The following is a 14,504-nucleotide window of genomic DNA, read 5'->3' as shown; positions in this document are numbered from 1 at the left end:
TGATTTCTATCCTCACCAAGAATATATGGCATACAATCATCTCCTTATACTATAAATTCGACAATAGTATGTGTTTTCCTATCGGACAAGTTGGGAAAAGTGACAATTGTTAGACAGACTCACGTGCCCTACTAAGGCATACGGCTTACCAATATGTTACAACTTCTATCAAGAGGATGCATTCCAGGCATTTTGCATCTTTTGGAGGCGGTGAGGTGTATAATACTCCTCACCTTTTGCTTTTGCACGCTTGATTTTATTCTTAAGGTCTCTTTTTGCCTTACTGGACATCTCATTTAGATACTGTTCCTTTGTGTACCCATATGCCTTATTTAAATATAGCCAGTATGTAGGAATCAGATTAATTTTGAGAAAGAAGGCTTTATTCCAGAGACTTCGCATCTTTTTCTCTTTTCTTTGAGAAGGATGTTTATGAATAAAAGCAACCCTTAACCTTCTCCTTATATAACCATCTAGAGAGGTAAGGGTTCTTCGAACCCATCTTGTAATACAGTGGTTTGTACTACCTAACTTTATATTTTCTTTTATCGCTTTAACAATTGTCAGGTAGTAATTGACTTTCCCTCTGATAATTGGGTTCACTCGCTCAATCCAATCTTCTTTACTTAGCGTGAGTGTTTTACGGGTCTTATCCTTTATCTTAAGTCGAAAATCTTTGATTGAATCTTCTTTAGGAGTTACATGAAAGATAGGCTTTCTATCTTTCTTTCCTTCTCTCCAGTGATGGAAGGTAAAGCCTAGGAAATCAAAGTCATCTTTCTTAAAGTCGACGATTTTTGTCTTTTCCTTAGAAATTTCTAGTCCAAGTTCATTCAACTTATCCTTAGTAATAGAAGCAGCTTTCTTAATGTCCTCTTTCGATTTTGCAAAGAGCAGAAAGTCGTCTGCATAGCGGACAAAACGAATATTATTCAAGTCCCATTCCCAATCCATTTCATTTAAGTATACATTTGCTAAAAGTGGTGAAATTACACCGCCCTGAGGTGTTCCATAATCTGAGTGAATAAGTTTTCCTTCTTCCATGTGCCCAGCTTTAAGCCATTGTTCAATCAAGCCTAAGACCGTACGGTCCGAAACATACTTCTTAAGAACTCCATTGAGCTTCTTATGAGGTATATTGTCAAAGAATCCTTTTATGTCACAGTCGTAAATATGATTGTATCCCTGTTCAATATTCCAAAGGATTATTTGTAAAGCTCTTTGAACTCCACGATTTGGTCTATAACCTACTGACCAGTTATGAAATAGATTATCTTCGAATTTTGGCTGAAGCACATTCACCACACTTTGTTGGACAATGCGGTCCTCAATTGTTGGAATTCCCAGTGGACGTTTCTTCCCGTTCTTCTTCGGAATGTATACTCTCCTAACTGGCTGAGCTTGATAGGTCTTCAACCTTAATTTTCCTAGAAGTGTCATGATGTTTTCTTCTAGTTTAGCGTCATAGCTTTCTATCGTTTCTCCGTCAATCCCTCCTGCTCCTTTGTTTGCTTTTACTTGTTCAAAGCTTTGGGTTAGTTTTCGGTCGAACAATATTTGTCCATAGACACTGTGTAGTTTAAATTTCCACTCTTGATTCATTGCATATTCCACGCCTTTCCTTGATGTACTTTCAAACGGTTTTACCGCAGTAACATGATTGTTGGCATTACATCTTTTCCATGACTTGGAGCCATAGGTCATTCCCCTTCCGTTCACTTGATGTTCTGGTCATCAAGTTACTTCCGTACTATGAGAATGTCTGACTACTCCACCAGTTCTTCGTCACTTCGGATTACCCTTATAGACTAGAACCCTGCCTGTTCGGTAAGGTGGAGTCCTCACGGGGTCATCGCATTTCCCTTATAAGCATACCCTGCACCATCACGCTATAAGTCACATTTTCTCGCTCTGACTTCTAAAGAAAATGCCTCTTGAGTGGGCTTCCTCACTTTTCGAAAAGTCGCCAACTTATCTCGCCGCTGTGCTTCACACTTATTGCATTAGGGTCTACCTACTCGCCTGCGGGTCTCTCGATTTTCCGCATCTCCTTCAGACAACACCTCACGGTGTTGCCCTAGATTAAGCTTCCCAAGCTAGTCTCCTTGGGTATGGATTTTCACCATCTGGGATTCAAATTCATTATCTTCACTAAGTCGTTTCATCGAAATGACGTCTCTTTTCAGATAATGAAAAGAAGAGTGTTGACTGAGTCAACACTCTATGCGACTGCCCGTCGCACAAAAAGAGGCCTATATTGGCCTCCTACTTTAATTGACGATAGTCTTGCTGCCTTAATGCTTCATAAATAAGAATCGCAGCGGTATTAGACAAATTCAAGGAACGAATATTTTCGTTCATCGGAATTCTCAAGCTGACATCCTTATTATTTTCAATTACGTCTTTCGGAAGACCCGTCGTTTCACGGCCAAAAATGAAAAAATAATCTTTATCAGGGCTGCTATAATCGAAGGAGCTATAGGGCTTTTCACCAAATTTAGTAATATAGAAAAACTCTGCGCCTTCATTTTTTTGATAGAAATCATCTAGTGAATCATAATAAACAATGTTTACAAACTCCCAATAATCCAATCCCGCTCGCTTTAACATTTTATCATCCGTTGAAAACCCAAGTGGACGAATCAAATGTAAGGATGTATCGGTTCCAGCACAGGTTCTTGCGATATTTCCTGTGTTTGATGGTATTTGCGGCTGATATAGTACGACATGTATTGCCAAGAATCTCACCTCATAAAAAAAACTCTTTTATCATTATACCATTATCAACCAGCCATACAAATTTTCTCAACCATCAACAATCTTGAAAAATTTATATTTAATATTTGGTGTGTAGGCGGATGAATCTTCATAGGCCCAGTACCGCATACGACTGTTGTACGTATTAGCATTAACTAGCGGCATTCCATTAGCATCCTTAGCGGTGACCATCGTGTTATGATTATAACGGCCGTCCCCTTCGAAATCGTAGCAAATGACATCACCCAATAATAATTGGTCCGGGCTGCTGACTTCTTTTGCTCTTAAACCACTTTTAGAATTACCTAAATATAACCGCATAGAATGTGCTACAGCCCAACTATAACTATAATTTTTATTTCGGAGCCACCAGCCAGTGCCTCGGTTAGGATATCCTCTTGTTGGAGCTCCTCCAGCATGAAGACATTGTGAAATAAAGTTTGTACAGTTATTCTCAAATTTTATAAACGCTGGATTATAGCTATTCCACCACCGTTCCGCATATTGAACAGCTTTTAAACGATTATACTGATAACTTATCCGTTCTTCCAGTTCATCCTCTGTGGCAATTTCCAACTCAGGCTGTTTCGTATAAGGATTTATTTCTTTATCCATAATCAAATCATTTTTAAAAAACTTGCACATCCGTACTTCTACTTCTTCCTCTTGATACAGCGTTCCTTTTTGTTTGATCAAATATTGGTAATGAACCTGATAGATTGTTGTTTGAAAATCTCCGTCCAGGGATTGATTAATGACATTTCCCCGTGCCTTCACCTTAACGATTTCTGCGGACCGTTTTGCAAAGGATTCCAGCTTCTGTTCGGCCTTTTCATAATTCCCCGAAAGTCTCTTGCTCTTTGAAACAAATTGTTCGACTCGTCCTTCAAACAATTCTTGGAGTGATTGATTCACCTTCATCTCCCCCTTCTGTTTCATACATATGTAAAGAAGGAAAAATTTAATCAAAAAAAATGAGCAAAGACAAAATGTCCTCACTCATTTAGTTCTTAAGTTTTAGTAGACTTTTTTCAATTTCAATCTTCACTTCTAAATCTTCCTCTTTAGCTGCTGCTTTTTCCAATGCCACAACCGCTTCCGGACTGCCAATTTTACCTAGAGCCCAAGCCGCTGTTTCCTTCAGGACTGTACTGGTTTCATTTTCTAACACACCTAGTAAATCGGGAATGGAACTTTCGTCCTTGAAATGGGCCAGAGCGATGATGGCATTACGTTGGATAGGTCTTTTGCCTCTCCACGATCCAGCTACGGGGCCAAATCTGTTCTTAAATTCTCGATTACTCATTTTTAACATCGGTCGGAGGAGTGGCTTGGCTACCTCGGGGTCAGCCTCCATCTCCTCATGGAAGTGATAATCCTTCCCTTTATTGACAGGGCAGGACGTTTGGCAGGAATCACAGCCATACACCCTGTTGCCAATTTTATCTCTAAATTCTTCAGGAATTACAGATTTTGTCTGTGTTAAAAAGGCGACACAGCGCTGAGCATTAATTTGTCCGCCTTGTACCAACGCTCCTGTCGGACATGCTTCAATACAGGCTGTACAAGAACCGCATTGATCCTCCATGGGGGTATCAGGAGCAAAAGGAATGCTGGTAATCATTTCGCCTAGATAGACGTAGGAGCCAAACTCCGGCGTCATCACGGCGCAGTTCTTACCGCTCCAGCCAATTCCCGCCCTAACTGCAACCGCACGATCAGAGAGCTCCCCTGTATCAACCATTGACTTGACACGAGCCTCTGGTACTTTTTCTAAAATAAACGCCTCCAGCTTTTTTAAACGATCCCGTAAAATATGATGATAATCTAATCCCCATGATGCACGGGAAAAGAACCCTCTGCGCTCTCCTCTTTTCCCTTCGACTCGAACCTTCATTTTTGAAGGATAGGCCAGAGCGATGGAAATAATCGACCGTGGTTCTGGAAGAAGCATGGCTGGTGTCACCCGTTTTTCAATATCAGGCTCTTCAAAGCCAGATTGAAATCCGAGCTCCTGCTGGCGAATCAGTCTATTTTTCAGCTCAGTGAAAGGGTCTGCCGTGGTAAAACCAATCTTATCAATACCGATTGTTTTACTATACGCAATAACGTCCTCCTTGAATTGATCAATGTTCATTTCGGAAACCTCCTTCCTCTAAAATGATTTATAGTAAGCCGCTAATTTCTCGTTCCACATCTCATTATGATAAACTATTTTTATAAAATTTTGGAGGTGGAATCATTGGAAATTCAGCTTTCGTCAGAAATAATCAGCAAGATTCCTCAATTAAAGCTTGGAATCATTGAATATAAAAATATTACTGTAGGCGATTCCCCACAAATGGTTAAAGGAAGACTGCAGCTTTTTCAAGAATCGATTTACTTTGACTTAGAAAGTAAAAATCTAATAGAGCTACCTGGAATTCAAGAATGGCGCAGTATTTTTAAAACGTTCGGCAAGGACCCAAACCGATATCGTCATTCTGCAGAGGCTCTATACCGCAGAGTTCAGAAACAGAATTATCTAACCACGGTCCAAAGTGCCATTGATATCAATAACTTTTTCTCTTTGCAATATCAAGTGCCTATTGGGATTTATGACAGCGATAAACTTGATGGACCCATCAAAATTGAGGTTGCTGAGGCAGGAGAAGAATATTTTGGCCTGAATGGCCGGATGAATTCATTAGAAAACCTGATTGTCTCATCTGATCAGTTTGGAGCATTTGGGAGCCCCTTTGTAGATTCCACTAGAGCACCAGTAACGGAAACAACAAAAAATGCTTTACAGATCATCTATTTACAGCCCTCAACAGCAGTGAATAGTGCGGAAAGGCTGACAGAGTCATTGATGAAGATGTTCACACAAATTCATGGCGGCGACGCAAGCTTCTTTATAGTCGGAAACATTTTGAGCCGCTTATAAAGAATCCTAAATATAGAAAAAACGCAATGCATCGTTCTCAAGTAACGATACACTGCGTTTGGTAATATGTATGGAGCGGGTGATGAGAATCGAACTCACAACATCAGCTTGGAAGGCTGAGGTTTTACCACTAAACTACACCCGCACAAAAATAATTATTAACAAAAAATAAGGAACTTAAACACTATTATTATAATACATAGTTTTTTTCCTATCGTCAAGAAAATTTGGCGTTTTTTGTCGAAAAAAATCATTATTAAAAATATCATTGGACCATTTTGTTTAATGATAAGATATGCCAGCCTCACAGGATAAATTCCGTTAATTAATTTTTCAACTAAAAGTGCCTGGCACCTTTCAAATCTATGGACGGTGCCAGGCACTTTTTTATCGGTCACGAAGAAGCAAAACTCTTCCCGTTTAGATAATAAGCGGACTCTAAGTATGTGCTGAAAGCGACTTCTACCTCTGGAATTCCGAGTGATTGAATATATTTGGTTATAATCCCGGCAAATTGATCTTGTATCTCCTGACCACGCTCGAACCATTTAACTTCTATCAATGGGTACCCTTGCACTTCATCGCCATCAAACACATAGATGGATTGGACAACTTCTAAGGTGAAATTATCCGTTCCACAAACACATAAATTCGCCAATTCTTGTACTAAAGAAGAACTAATTGTTTTTACCTGATCTACTGATACTCCCCTAATGATTAAAAGTGGCATACAAATCCTCCTAGAGCCTAATAATAGAATAATCAACGTCCATATTGACACAAATTTATCTAATTGCCAAATTAAACCTGCTAATAGTTTGTATATTGCTCACACGTAAGTGGTGTGGGGTTCCTTGTATGTAAATAAGGCAAATAAAAAACAGACTCTATAAAGAGCCTGCTAGTTTAAGCTTATTATTAAGCTTTACGCACGTTAGCAGCTTGAGCTCCACGTTGACCTTGCTCAACGTCAAAAGTAACTGCTTGACCTTCGTCTAAAGATTTGAAACCTTCGCCTTGGATAGCTGAGAAATGAACGAATACGTCTTCTCCTGCTTCACGCTCGATAAATCCGAAACCTTTTTCTGCATTAAACCATTTTACTTTACCTTGTTCCATTTTTGTTTCCTCCTGCTGTGTGCTTTGCACACAATGTGTTACTATCCTTGCACTCAGTGATCATCAAGACGAAAAGTTAATCTTATACTATCCTTTACACCGAACAAAAATAATTCTTCTAAAGCTTAACATCTTTCAATAGATTTTGCAAATCATAAAAAGAAATCAACACATCGTTTTATTCACTATACGTTATCTTGTTGCTCTTGGAGGTTGGCACACATCACATTTACGTTGGTTATTATTTTTAAATTTTGTTAATGTTTTTTCGAAGTTGCTGCCACATGCACATTTAAATAGTAACTTTTGAGAAAAGCCGTGATACTCCGTCGTTAGCAACTTACTTTCTGAATTGTTCTCAACAAATTCTTTAATTTTACCAATCGTCCATCTTTTATTCATTCTCTTACACCTCCATATTTTATCGCTATGCGGAGGCTTTTTGGGGCATCCGTCCAATAACTAAGTTACTTATTATATCATGAGCCAGCACTCAATTAAAACAGATGGAAGGGTTAGGAAACTCTATTTTATTTCAACTTAACCTTGACAACATCATCCAAATATTTCATTGCATTATATCCATAAATCTCCAGCCTTTTAGGAATTACTTTTTCTCCAGCGGTGGTATGGCGCAGCTCAGTGCTAAGAACTGTAATGAAATGGCGGGGCTGCTCGATTTCTCCATAGGATATAGGGTCATTCATATTGTATTCCACCCCGTTTTTATCAACGATTACTCCCTCAGAACTCATCTCCATTGAACCAATTCTACTTTCATCCTCACCCACAACTTGGAAGTTAAGGTATTCATATGTCCGATTCTGATGATTACTTATGACAACCTTCGTTGGATTTCCTACTTCTACCTTGTCAATAGACAGTGTACTGCCTGCATATTCAAAGGCTTGAGGATATTCATCGGAAGCATCCAATTCGATGGTTCTTGGCTCATCATAAGTAAAATATATCGATTCAAATTGGACGTTAACCTCTTTTGGCTTTTCTCCAAAAAGTGGTTCAAAGTGTGTTTGCATAGGAATCCAATTTTCATCATAGGTCGTTTCTACATAAGAACTGCCATACGCATCCACTTTCAATTTTTTATTATTCACTTTTAGATTATTAAAATTAATCACTTCTAACCGTTTCTTACTCTGTTCAATATTAACACCATATTGTAAAACCGTCGCAGTTGGTGCAAGGGTTACTTTATCAAATCGAACCGGGATTCCATCGACTTCTGTTTCACCTTCCAATTCATACACAACGGAAGGCTGTTTTGTTACCGGGATTTCAAAGTCCCAGTCCCCTGTTTCACTTTCCATTCCAACGTAAGACACAACACCACTCTGGTCAGAGGTTTCACGCATTATTTTATGAAGTTTTGAGATTTTTAATTTAATGGTCCCGTTATCACTTGTAAGTGGCTGCAAACCTATCTTCCCTTGAAACACGTTCTTTTCCTCATTATTTACAGCACTTCCAAGGTCAGTTGGATAATATCTTGGACCTACTGTTGTGTTTAGGATTTCATAATCGTTCTCCACAAATACCCCATCATAAGCATCCAAAACATATTGATTGTCTTCTTCTTTATCTTCGATTTCGTAAAAAACAAGCGTCTGAACATCGTCCGCAATTGCACTCTTGATTCTGATTTTCACCCCATTGCTTTCAGCTTCAAGGTTGAGACTTTCACCCAAATCCTGTTTAAGAAAGGCGCGTAATTCCTGATCCTCTTCTGTCCATGTATAGTAGGATTTTGAAAACGCTCCTGTAAAAAATTCTATTCCTATTAATACTGCGAATATACCTGCAAATACAAGTCCTTTTCTTTTACGTTTCCTGTTCTTCTGTTGTCTATACTTTTCCTTTTCTGCCAGTCTATCTTTAACGTTCTCCATGAAATCAGATGGTACATGCAAATCTACCATCCTATCAGTAAGATTTAACAGGGTTAACATAACATCTTGAAATGTAGCTAAATCGTTCTGACAGTCAGGGCAATGATAGATATGTTTCTCTAACTCAATCTTTCTGGAACGATCCATGGTTCTTTCTAAGTAATCGAGGTAATCCTTTTGATACTCTTTACAGCCATTATAGGGCGATCCATCCCCCAATACTTTTCTAAGGGACTGAATTCCAGAGAACAAAAGTTCTTCCATCTTTTCCACTGAAACTTGGAGAAGCTGGGCACCTTCTTCCTTAGAGATTCCTTTAACATAGGTTAGCACCATCGCATCTTTCTCATACTCTTTTAATTGATCTAACGCTTTAAATAGCTCGTGACGTTGTTCGCTTTCCACTCTTGCTAGTAAACTACTATCATTAGATAGTTCCCGGCAGGTATGTATGAAAATGGATGTTACCCACGTTTCGAATGATATTTGACTCTTAAATCTAGGTAATTCTTTGTGGACTTTTATAATCGCCTGGTAAAAAAGCTCTTCTATTTGCTGCTGATTGCTAAGGTAGGACCAACCGAGTGTATAGAACGATTGTTTATTCTGAACAAACCAATCGACGATGGATTCCACGCTTTTCTCACCTATCGTAGAGATTGAAATGGAATCTGTTTTTGGAATCATTAACGTGTCCCCCCTTTACATTCCCTTAAAATCTTTTAACGTCTCTTCAAATAGTTTCCTATATGCACTATTCGACAATTTACTTTTATTTCCTCTTATTAATTTTTATACAAAGAAGGAACATCTCTAATAAAAGATGTCCCTTCTTAACCTTTTTAAGTTAATGCATTGATACTAGCTCTTTCTTTCCTTCCGTACAGTAAAAAGTAAAGACCAGAAGAAACCAACACTACAAATCCTAGAATCATATAAAGAGTACTATAGCTCGTAAATGGAAGTAAGAATCCAAGCAGATACGGACCGAATCCAAGGCCTGCGTCAAGAAATATAAAGAAAGTCGACGTTGCCAGTCCCATACGATGAGGAGGTGTCAGCTTCACAGCGATTGCCTGAGTGCATGACTGCATATTCCCAAATCCGAGTCCAATAAGGATACCCGCTACTAACAAAGTGATGTTGCTATGGGCTAACCCTAAAAGCAGCAGCCCAGCAGTAAAGAGAACAAAGGCCGGATACATCACATAGTTTGCCCCTTTTACGTCCATTAAACGGCCTGTGAATGGACGTGAAATCAATACTGCTATTGAATAGACAAGAAAGAAGAAACTTGCTGCACGAACTAGGTCAATTTCAATTGCATAGAAATTAATAAAAGAAAGAACACTAGAGTAACAGAAACCGATTAGTAACGTAATTACTGCAATGGGAACTGCCTTGGGCTCAATAAAATGAGAGAGTTTGACTCCTTTTAGTTCAGCTTTCTTTGTTGATTCTTCCAATGCAGGCACATTTACAAAAAATGCTGTAATCAGACTGAAAATCCCTAAAGCTAAGCAGAGACTAAAAATTGCTTGAGTGCTTGTATGCTGGCTCATATATAGTCCAATGAACGGTCCGATTGCTGTAGACAATGTCGAACTCATACTGTAATAACCGATACCCTCTCCTCTTCGTCTTTTAGGAATAATCTGGGCCACAATCGTTCCTGTCGCTGTACTTGCGATACCCAATGTAATCCCATGTAATAAACGGGTTATAAGCAGAAAGGTGATACCTAAATGGATGAAATATAAAGATGTTGTTAAAATATAAAGAATTAATCCAATGAACAACGTTTTTTTTCGGCCAATTGAATCCATACTGCGTCCAATGAACAGGCGCCCAATTAAAGTCCCAACAATAAAAATTCCGGTAACAAGCCCGGCCTGGCTTGTAGAAGCATGATATTCATCTACGGCATAAACACCTATTATTACGATTAATAAATAAAAGACTAACGTCAGCAAAAAATTGACGCTGGATACTATGATAAAATCCTTTGTCCATAATTTAGGTTTACTCATTTTTGCTTCCTCCGCCTCTCAAAATATTATCCTGGATTTTAGGAAGCGTTTGAAACGTAATCAGTTGCTCTTCATTAGCGATACCTGCCATAACACTATTTTCTAAATCCGTTATTTTTTTTCTACATGCTTGGTAAATTTCTTCCCCTAATTCTGTTAACTGAATGACCTTTTCTCGCCTATCCATACCAGGAATTTGCACCACCATCTGAAACTCTTCCAAACGATGAACCCTCCTCGTAATGGTTGGTTTTTCTACGTTATAATGATTTGCAATATCTACAAGTGTCGATGGCCCATTGTTTTTTAAATAATAAATAACCTGCCATAGAGAATAAGAAAGCTCATACGTACTCATTAGTTCATTCAATGTAGTGATAAGTGATCTATACAGACTTAAATATCGCTGAAAAAAACCTTCCAATTTTTTTCCCCCTCCAGCCCAAAATAGTTACCATTAATAACTATTACCGAAGATAACCATATATTTTTTTAGAAAGGATGTCAAGGGGAACGCCTTTAACTATTTCTAGAATTCGAAAAAAGTAATACCAAACTATTATTATGAGCGTTCATTGTAATGCATAAAAAGTCACATTAACTCTTCACTTCCAATCCATGACTTATCTTCTTTAAATATGAATAAAGAGCCTGCAATTTAATTCAGGCTCTTTACTCTTTTTATTTAATTGGTTGAATCATAAATTCAAATTCCATATCTTCGTCAGCTTTCACTAGATGTTCCGGGTAAACGGGTGCTCCCCAGCTATCATCTCCACCAACACCCATTTGTTTACCGGCTACAGTAACAACTGTATAGTGTACATTAGGCAGTTCATAGTGATGCGCCGCATTCTCTATTTCAAATGCCGTATACGGTGAAAAATTACATTCTACCGGACGAGTGGTAGAAGAAATTTTAATACCGTGTCCGTCACTGTTTGTCAGGTTTACCCAGCGTACTCCGGTGCGATTGCCAGACTCTTGCGGTCTTACATAACCCGATAAATTTTCTGCAACCGTATTGGTGAATACCCCAAGTCTTGCTCCAGCCGCCCGATCGGAATAATTCTCCTCCGGTCCCATTGCGTACCATTTTAATTGGTCGTAATCCGCAGGAACCTTGAATGAAACGGCAAACGTCGGCATTTGTGGAAGGTTTTCAGTACCATGATAGACGGATTTCACATGCACACTTCCATCTGCTAGTACAGTAAAGGTATTTTTCACTTCTATTTCTGAATGAATCGAAAACTTATAGGTAAACGTAACCTCTACTTTGTCTTTCTGTTCCTTTACATCTAACCCAACAGATTGACGTGCTAGGCTGGCTGCATACCAACATCCTGAGGTAAACCCTTGAGAAAATCCTCTGTCATTATCGGTAATTGCTCTCCAAAAAAGTGGAAGCAGTGGAGCTTCAATCATTTCTCTGCCTCCATATTTCATAGAAATAAGACTTTTCGCCTTTCTACAAAACATGATGGTAAAATCAGTACCATGGACACCAATGTTTTGAGTGCCATATGCCACCCTAAAATTTCCACTAGGAAGCTGAACCATTTGTTTTTTCCCTTCGAACACATATTGGCCAAAGGCCATTTCATAACCAGCATTCGCCCAAAGCTTCTCTTCTTTTAGCCTTAATGAGGTATGGATGACATATTCACCCGCTTCATTTAGTAGTTCAGCCGGCCAGTTAAATTCGGTTCGACCTTCACTTTGCGGCAGGACAACCACAGTGTCCTGATTCCGATACAATTCTTTCCCATCATTGAATAGAATGTATTCCAAATCATAGGCAGATGTATCTTCAAATAAACTTTCATTTCGAATAGAAACTCCGGATTTATCAACATTTAGCTTGATATTCTGGTATAAATATTTAACTTCCTGCATCTTTGGTGATAGCTCTCGATTTGAATATACGATTCCATTCGTACAGAATCCATAGTCTGATGGACGATCTCCAAAATCTCCTCCGTATGCAAGAAACTCTTGACCATAACGGTCATTTTTTATTAATGCTTGATCAATATAATCCCAAATAAATCCACCTTGGTACATCGCATATTTATTTTCAAGAGCCGTGTATTTGTCCATACCTCCAAGAGAATTACCCATGGCATGCATATATTCACAGTTTATATAAGGCTTTTCTGGATTATCGTTTAAATATTCCTCAATATCTGCTGGCTTCGCATACATACGGCTTTCCATATCACTGCTGTCGTTATAGTCACGATTATGGAATACACCCTCATAATGCACAAGACGGCTTGGGTCAACAGATTTGAAGTAACGGGAAACATTTAGGATTACCTCACCTGCATAGGACTCATTACCACAAGACCAAATTAATATGGATGGATGGTTCTTATCTCTTTGGACCATGGAAATTGCCCGGTCTAAAACAATATTTTGCCATTCAGGTTTATCCCCGGGAATATTCCGTGAAGGTTCAACAACACCCATCCATTGCCATGTACCATGTGTTTCCAAATTCATTTCATCAATCACATAGATACCATATTCATCACATAATTCGTACCAATAACTCTGATTTGGATAATGAGATGTTCGAACTGCATTTATATTGTGTTGTTTCAATGTTTTAATATCCCAAAGCATATCTTCTTTTGTAACAGCACGACCTCTTCGGCAATTGAATTCATGACGATTCACACCTTTGAACACAATTCTTTCGCCATTTAATCGCATGATTTTATCAACAAGCTCAAACTTTCGGAACCCAACCTTTTGTGGAATGACCTCTACAAGTTCACCTGAAGCGTTATAGATTTGGATATAGAGTTTATATAAATAAGGATTTTCCGCACTCCAAAGTTTTGGAGTTTCCACTTCTATAGAAACTGAACTAATTTCACCAGTAAGTTCGGTGCTTTTTTTCGCTACAAAGTTTCCTTTACCATCACAAAGCTCCGCTACTATTTGAGACCCTACAGGAATGTTTGGCAGAAACTTTATATCTACTTTCACCTCTGCATTCTTAAAGGCTGAATCAAGATCCGTATGAATGTGTATATCTTGTGCATGAATTTCAGGAACTGTATATAAATATACATCTCTAAAAATTCCGGAAAATCTCCAAAAGTCTTGATCCTCTAGCCAACTGCCAGTACTACGTTGGAACACCTCAACCGCAAGTTTATTTTCCCCTTTTGTTAGAAAAGACGTTAATTCAAACTCTGCAGGAGTAAAGCTGTCTTCACTATATCCAACAAATTCGCCATTTACCCAAACAAAGAATGCTGACTCTACACCTTGGAATGAAATATAAACAGGCTTGTTCTCCATATTCTCAGGTACTGCAATGTACTTCACATAGCTTCCCACTGGGTTAAAATCCTTTGGGATTTCTGGAGGACGTACGTCTCTATGTCCGTCCCATGGATAAATTGTATTTACATATTGTGGAGTTCCATATCCTTGTAACTGAATATGGCCAGGAACTGTGATATCTCCCCAAGCCGAGTATTCAAAGTCAACCTCATAAAAACGCTTTGGTCTTGAGTCTGGGTTAATAGAATAATTAAATTTCCAATTTCCGTTCAAGCTATGGCGCATTTTCATGGCAGAAGCCTCTTTTGCTTCCTCCATTGTTTCATAGTATAAATGATCAGAATGTGCAGGAACTCTGTTAACTGCGAACACATTTAAATCAGTAAGCCACTCTATAGTTGGAATTTGGTTCTCTTTATTATCTTGGATTTGAGTTTTGGTCATATTCATACCCTTCCTATC

The 14,504-nt window shown here is 38.6% G+C and carries 12 protein-coding genes and 1 tRNA gene; 1 reads left to right on the top strand and 12 read right to left on the bottom strand.

What is annotated here, in order from left to right; all coding sequences use genetic code 11:
• Positions 1-168: 168 nt before the first annotated feature.
• The 4 genes from ltrA to queG form a co-directional block, all read right to left on the bottom strand.
• Positions 169-1,719 (bottom strand): group II intron reverse transcriptase/maturase, encoded by a 1,551-nt coding sequence (ltrA, locus tag M3189_RS25945; protein ID WP_251639576.1) that lies wholly within the window; start codon positions 1,717-1,719, stop codon positions 169-171.
• A gap of 546 nt (positions 1,720-2,265) precedes the next feature.
• Positions 2,266-2,739 carry a tRNA (uridine(34)/cytosine(34)/5-carboxymethylaminomethyluridine(34)-2'-O)-methyltransferase TrmL gene (gene trmL / locus M3189_RS25940; RefSeq protein ID WP_251639574.1) on the bottom strand — a complete coding sequence of 158 codons (474 nt, stop codon included), beginning with the start codon at positions 2,737-2,739 and terminating at the stop codon, positions 2,266-2,268.
• A 66-nt stretch (positions 2,740-2,805) separates the two neighbouring features.
• Entirely contained in the window at positions 2,806-3,672 is an 867-nt protein-coding gene (locus M3189_RS25935) for an amidase domain-containing protein (protein ID WP_251639563.1), read from the bottom strand.
• A gap of 88 nt (positions 3,673-3,760) precedes the next feature.
• Positions 3,761-4,894: a tRNA epoxyqueuosine(34) reductase QueG gene (gene queG / locus M3189_RS25930; RefSeq protein ID WP_251639561.1), complete on the bottom strand. Its 1,134-nt coding sequence runs from the start codon at positions 4,892-4,894 to the stop codon at positions 3,761-3,763.
• A 105-nt stretch (positions 4,895-4,999) separates the two neighbouring features.
• Between queG and M3189_RS25925 the strand changes: the two genes are divergently transcribed.
• Positions 5,000-5,683, top strand: coding sequence for a B3/B4 domain-containing protein (locus tag M3189_RS25925; protein WP_251639559.1), 684 nt, complete (start codon positions 5,000-5,002; stop codon positions 5,681-5,683).
• Between the two features lie 71 nt (positions 5,684-5,754).
• Here M3189_RS25925 and M3189_RS25920 read toward each other — a convergent pair.
• The 8 genes from M3189_RS25920 to M3189_RS25885 all read right to left on the bottom strand — a co-directional run bounded on the left by M3189_RS25920 (position 5,755) and on the right by M3189_RS25885 (position 14,492).
• Positions 5,755-5,828, bottom strand: a tRNA-Gly gene (locus M3189_RS25920).
• A 249-nt stretch (positions 5,829-6,077) separates the two neighbouring features.
• On the bottom strand, positions 6,078-6,413 hold the full coding sequence (locus M3189_RS25915; RefSeq protein ID WP_251639557.1) for a DUF1904 family protein: 336 nt from the start codon (positions 6,411-6,413) through the stop codon (positions 6,078-6,080).
• 188 nt (positions 6,414-6,601) lie between these two features.
• Positions 6,602-6,802, bottom strand: coding sequence for a cold-shock protein (locus tag M3189_RS25910; protein WP_066052309.1), 201 nt, complete (start codon positions 6,800-6,802; stop codon positions 6,602-6,604).
• Positions 6,803-6,994: 192 nt separating this feature from the next.
• Positions 6,995-7,204, bottom strand: coding sequence for a hypothetical protein (locus M3189_RS25905; protein ID WP_251639555.1), 210 nt, complete (start codon positions 7,202-7,204; stop codon positions 6,995-6,997).
• 128 nt (positions 7,205-7,332) lie between these two features.
• Positions 7,333-9,396, bottom strand: a complete 2,064-nt coding sequence (locus M3189_RS25900) for a sigma-70 family RNA polymerase sigma factor (protein ID WP_251639553.1) — start codon at positions 9,394-9,396, stop codon at positions 7,333-7,335.
• Between the two features lie 155 nt (positions 9,397-9,551).
• Positions 9,552-10,739 carry an MFS transporter gene (locus M3189_RS25895; RefSeq protein ID WP_251639547.1) on the bottom strand — a complete coding sequence of 396 codons (1,188 nt, stop codon included), beginning with the start codon at positions 10,737-10,739 and terminating at the stop codon, positions 9,552-9,554.
• Positions 10,732-11,163 carry a MarR family winged helix-turn-helix transcriptional regulator gene (locus M3189_RS25890; protein ID WP_251639545.1) on the bottom strand — a complete coding sequence of 144 codons (432 nt, stop codon included), beginning with the start codon at positions 11,161-11,163 and terminating at the stop codon, positions 10,732-10,734. Before M3189_RS25890 ends, M3189_RS25895 begins: the two co-directional genes overlap by 8 nt.
• 257 nt (positions 11,164-11,420) lie before the next feature.
• Positions 11,421-14,492, bottom strand: a complete 3,072-nt coding sequence (locus M3189_RS25885) for a glycoside hydrolase family 2 TIM barrel-domain containing protein (protein WP_435368123.1) — start codon at positions 14,490-14,492, stop codon at positions 11,421-11,423.
• Positions 14,493-14,504 lie beyond the last annotated feature (12 nt).

It is taken from the genome of Neobacillus niacini, from assembly GCF_023715415.1.
GTDB classification, from domain to species: domain Bacteria; phylum Bacillota; class Bacilli; order Bacillales; family Cytobacillaceae; genus Neobacillus; species Neobacillus niacini_C.
Note: the sequence above shows the minus strand (reverse complement) of the source record. Positions and strands in the feature narration are given on the sequence as shown.

Bases quoted from the DNA above. Each gene is read 5' to 3' on its own strand.
- queG (WP_251639561.1), bottom strand. From the start codon at position 4,894: ATGAACATTGATCAATTCAAGGAGGACGTTATTGCGTATAGTAAAACA.
- M3189_RS25915 (WP_251639557.1), bottom strand. From the start codon at position 6,413: ATGCCACTTTTAATCATTAGGGGAGTATCAGTAGATCAGGTAAAAACA.
- M3189_RS25910 (WP_066052309.1), bottom strand. From the start codon at position 6,802: ATGGAACAAGGTAAAGTAAAATGGTTTAATGCAGAAAAAGGTTTCGGA.
- M3189_RS25905 (WP_251639555.1), bottom strand. From the start codon at position 7,204: ATGAATAAAAGATGGACGATTGGTAAAATTAAAGAATTTGTTGAGAAC.
- M3189_RS25900 (WP_251639553.1), bottom strand. From the start codon at position 9,396: ATGATTCCAAAAACAGATTCCATTTCAATCTCTACGATAGGTGAGAAA.
- M3189_RS25895 (WP_251639547.1), bottom strand. From the start codon at position 10,739: ATGAGTAAACCTAAATTATGGACAAAGGATTTTATCATAGTATCCAGC.
- M3189_RS25885 (WP_435368123.1), bottom strand. From the start codon at position 14,492: ATGAATATGACCAAAACTCAAATCCAAGATAATAAAGAGAACCAAATT.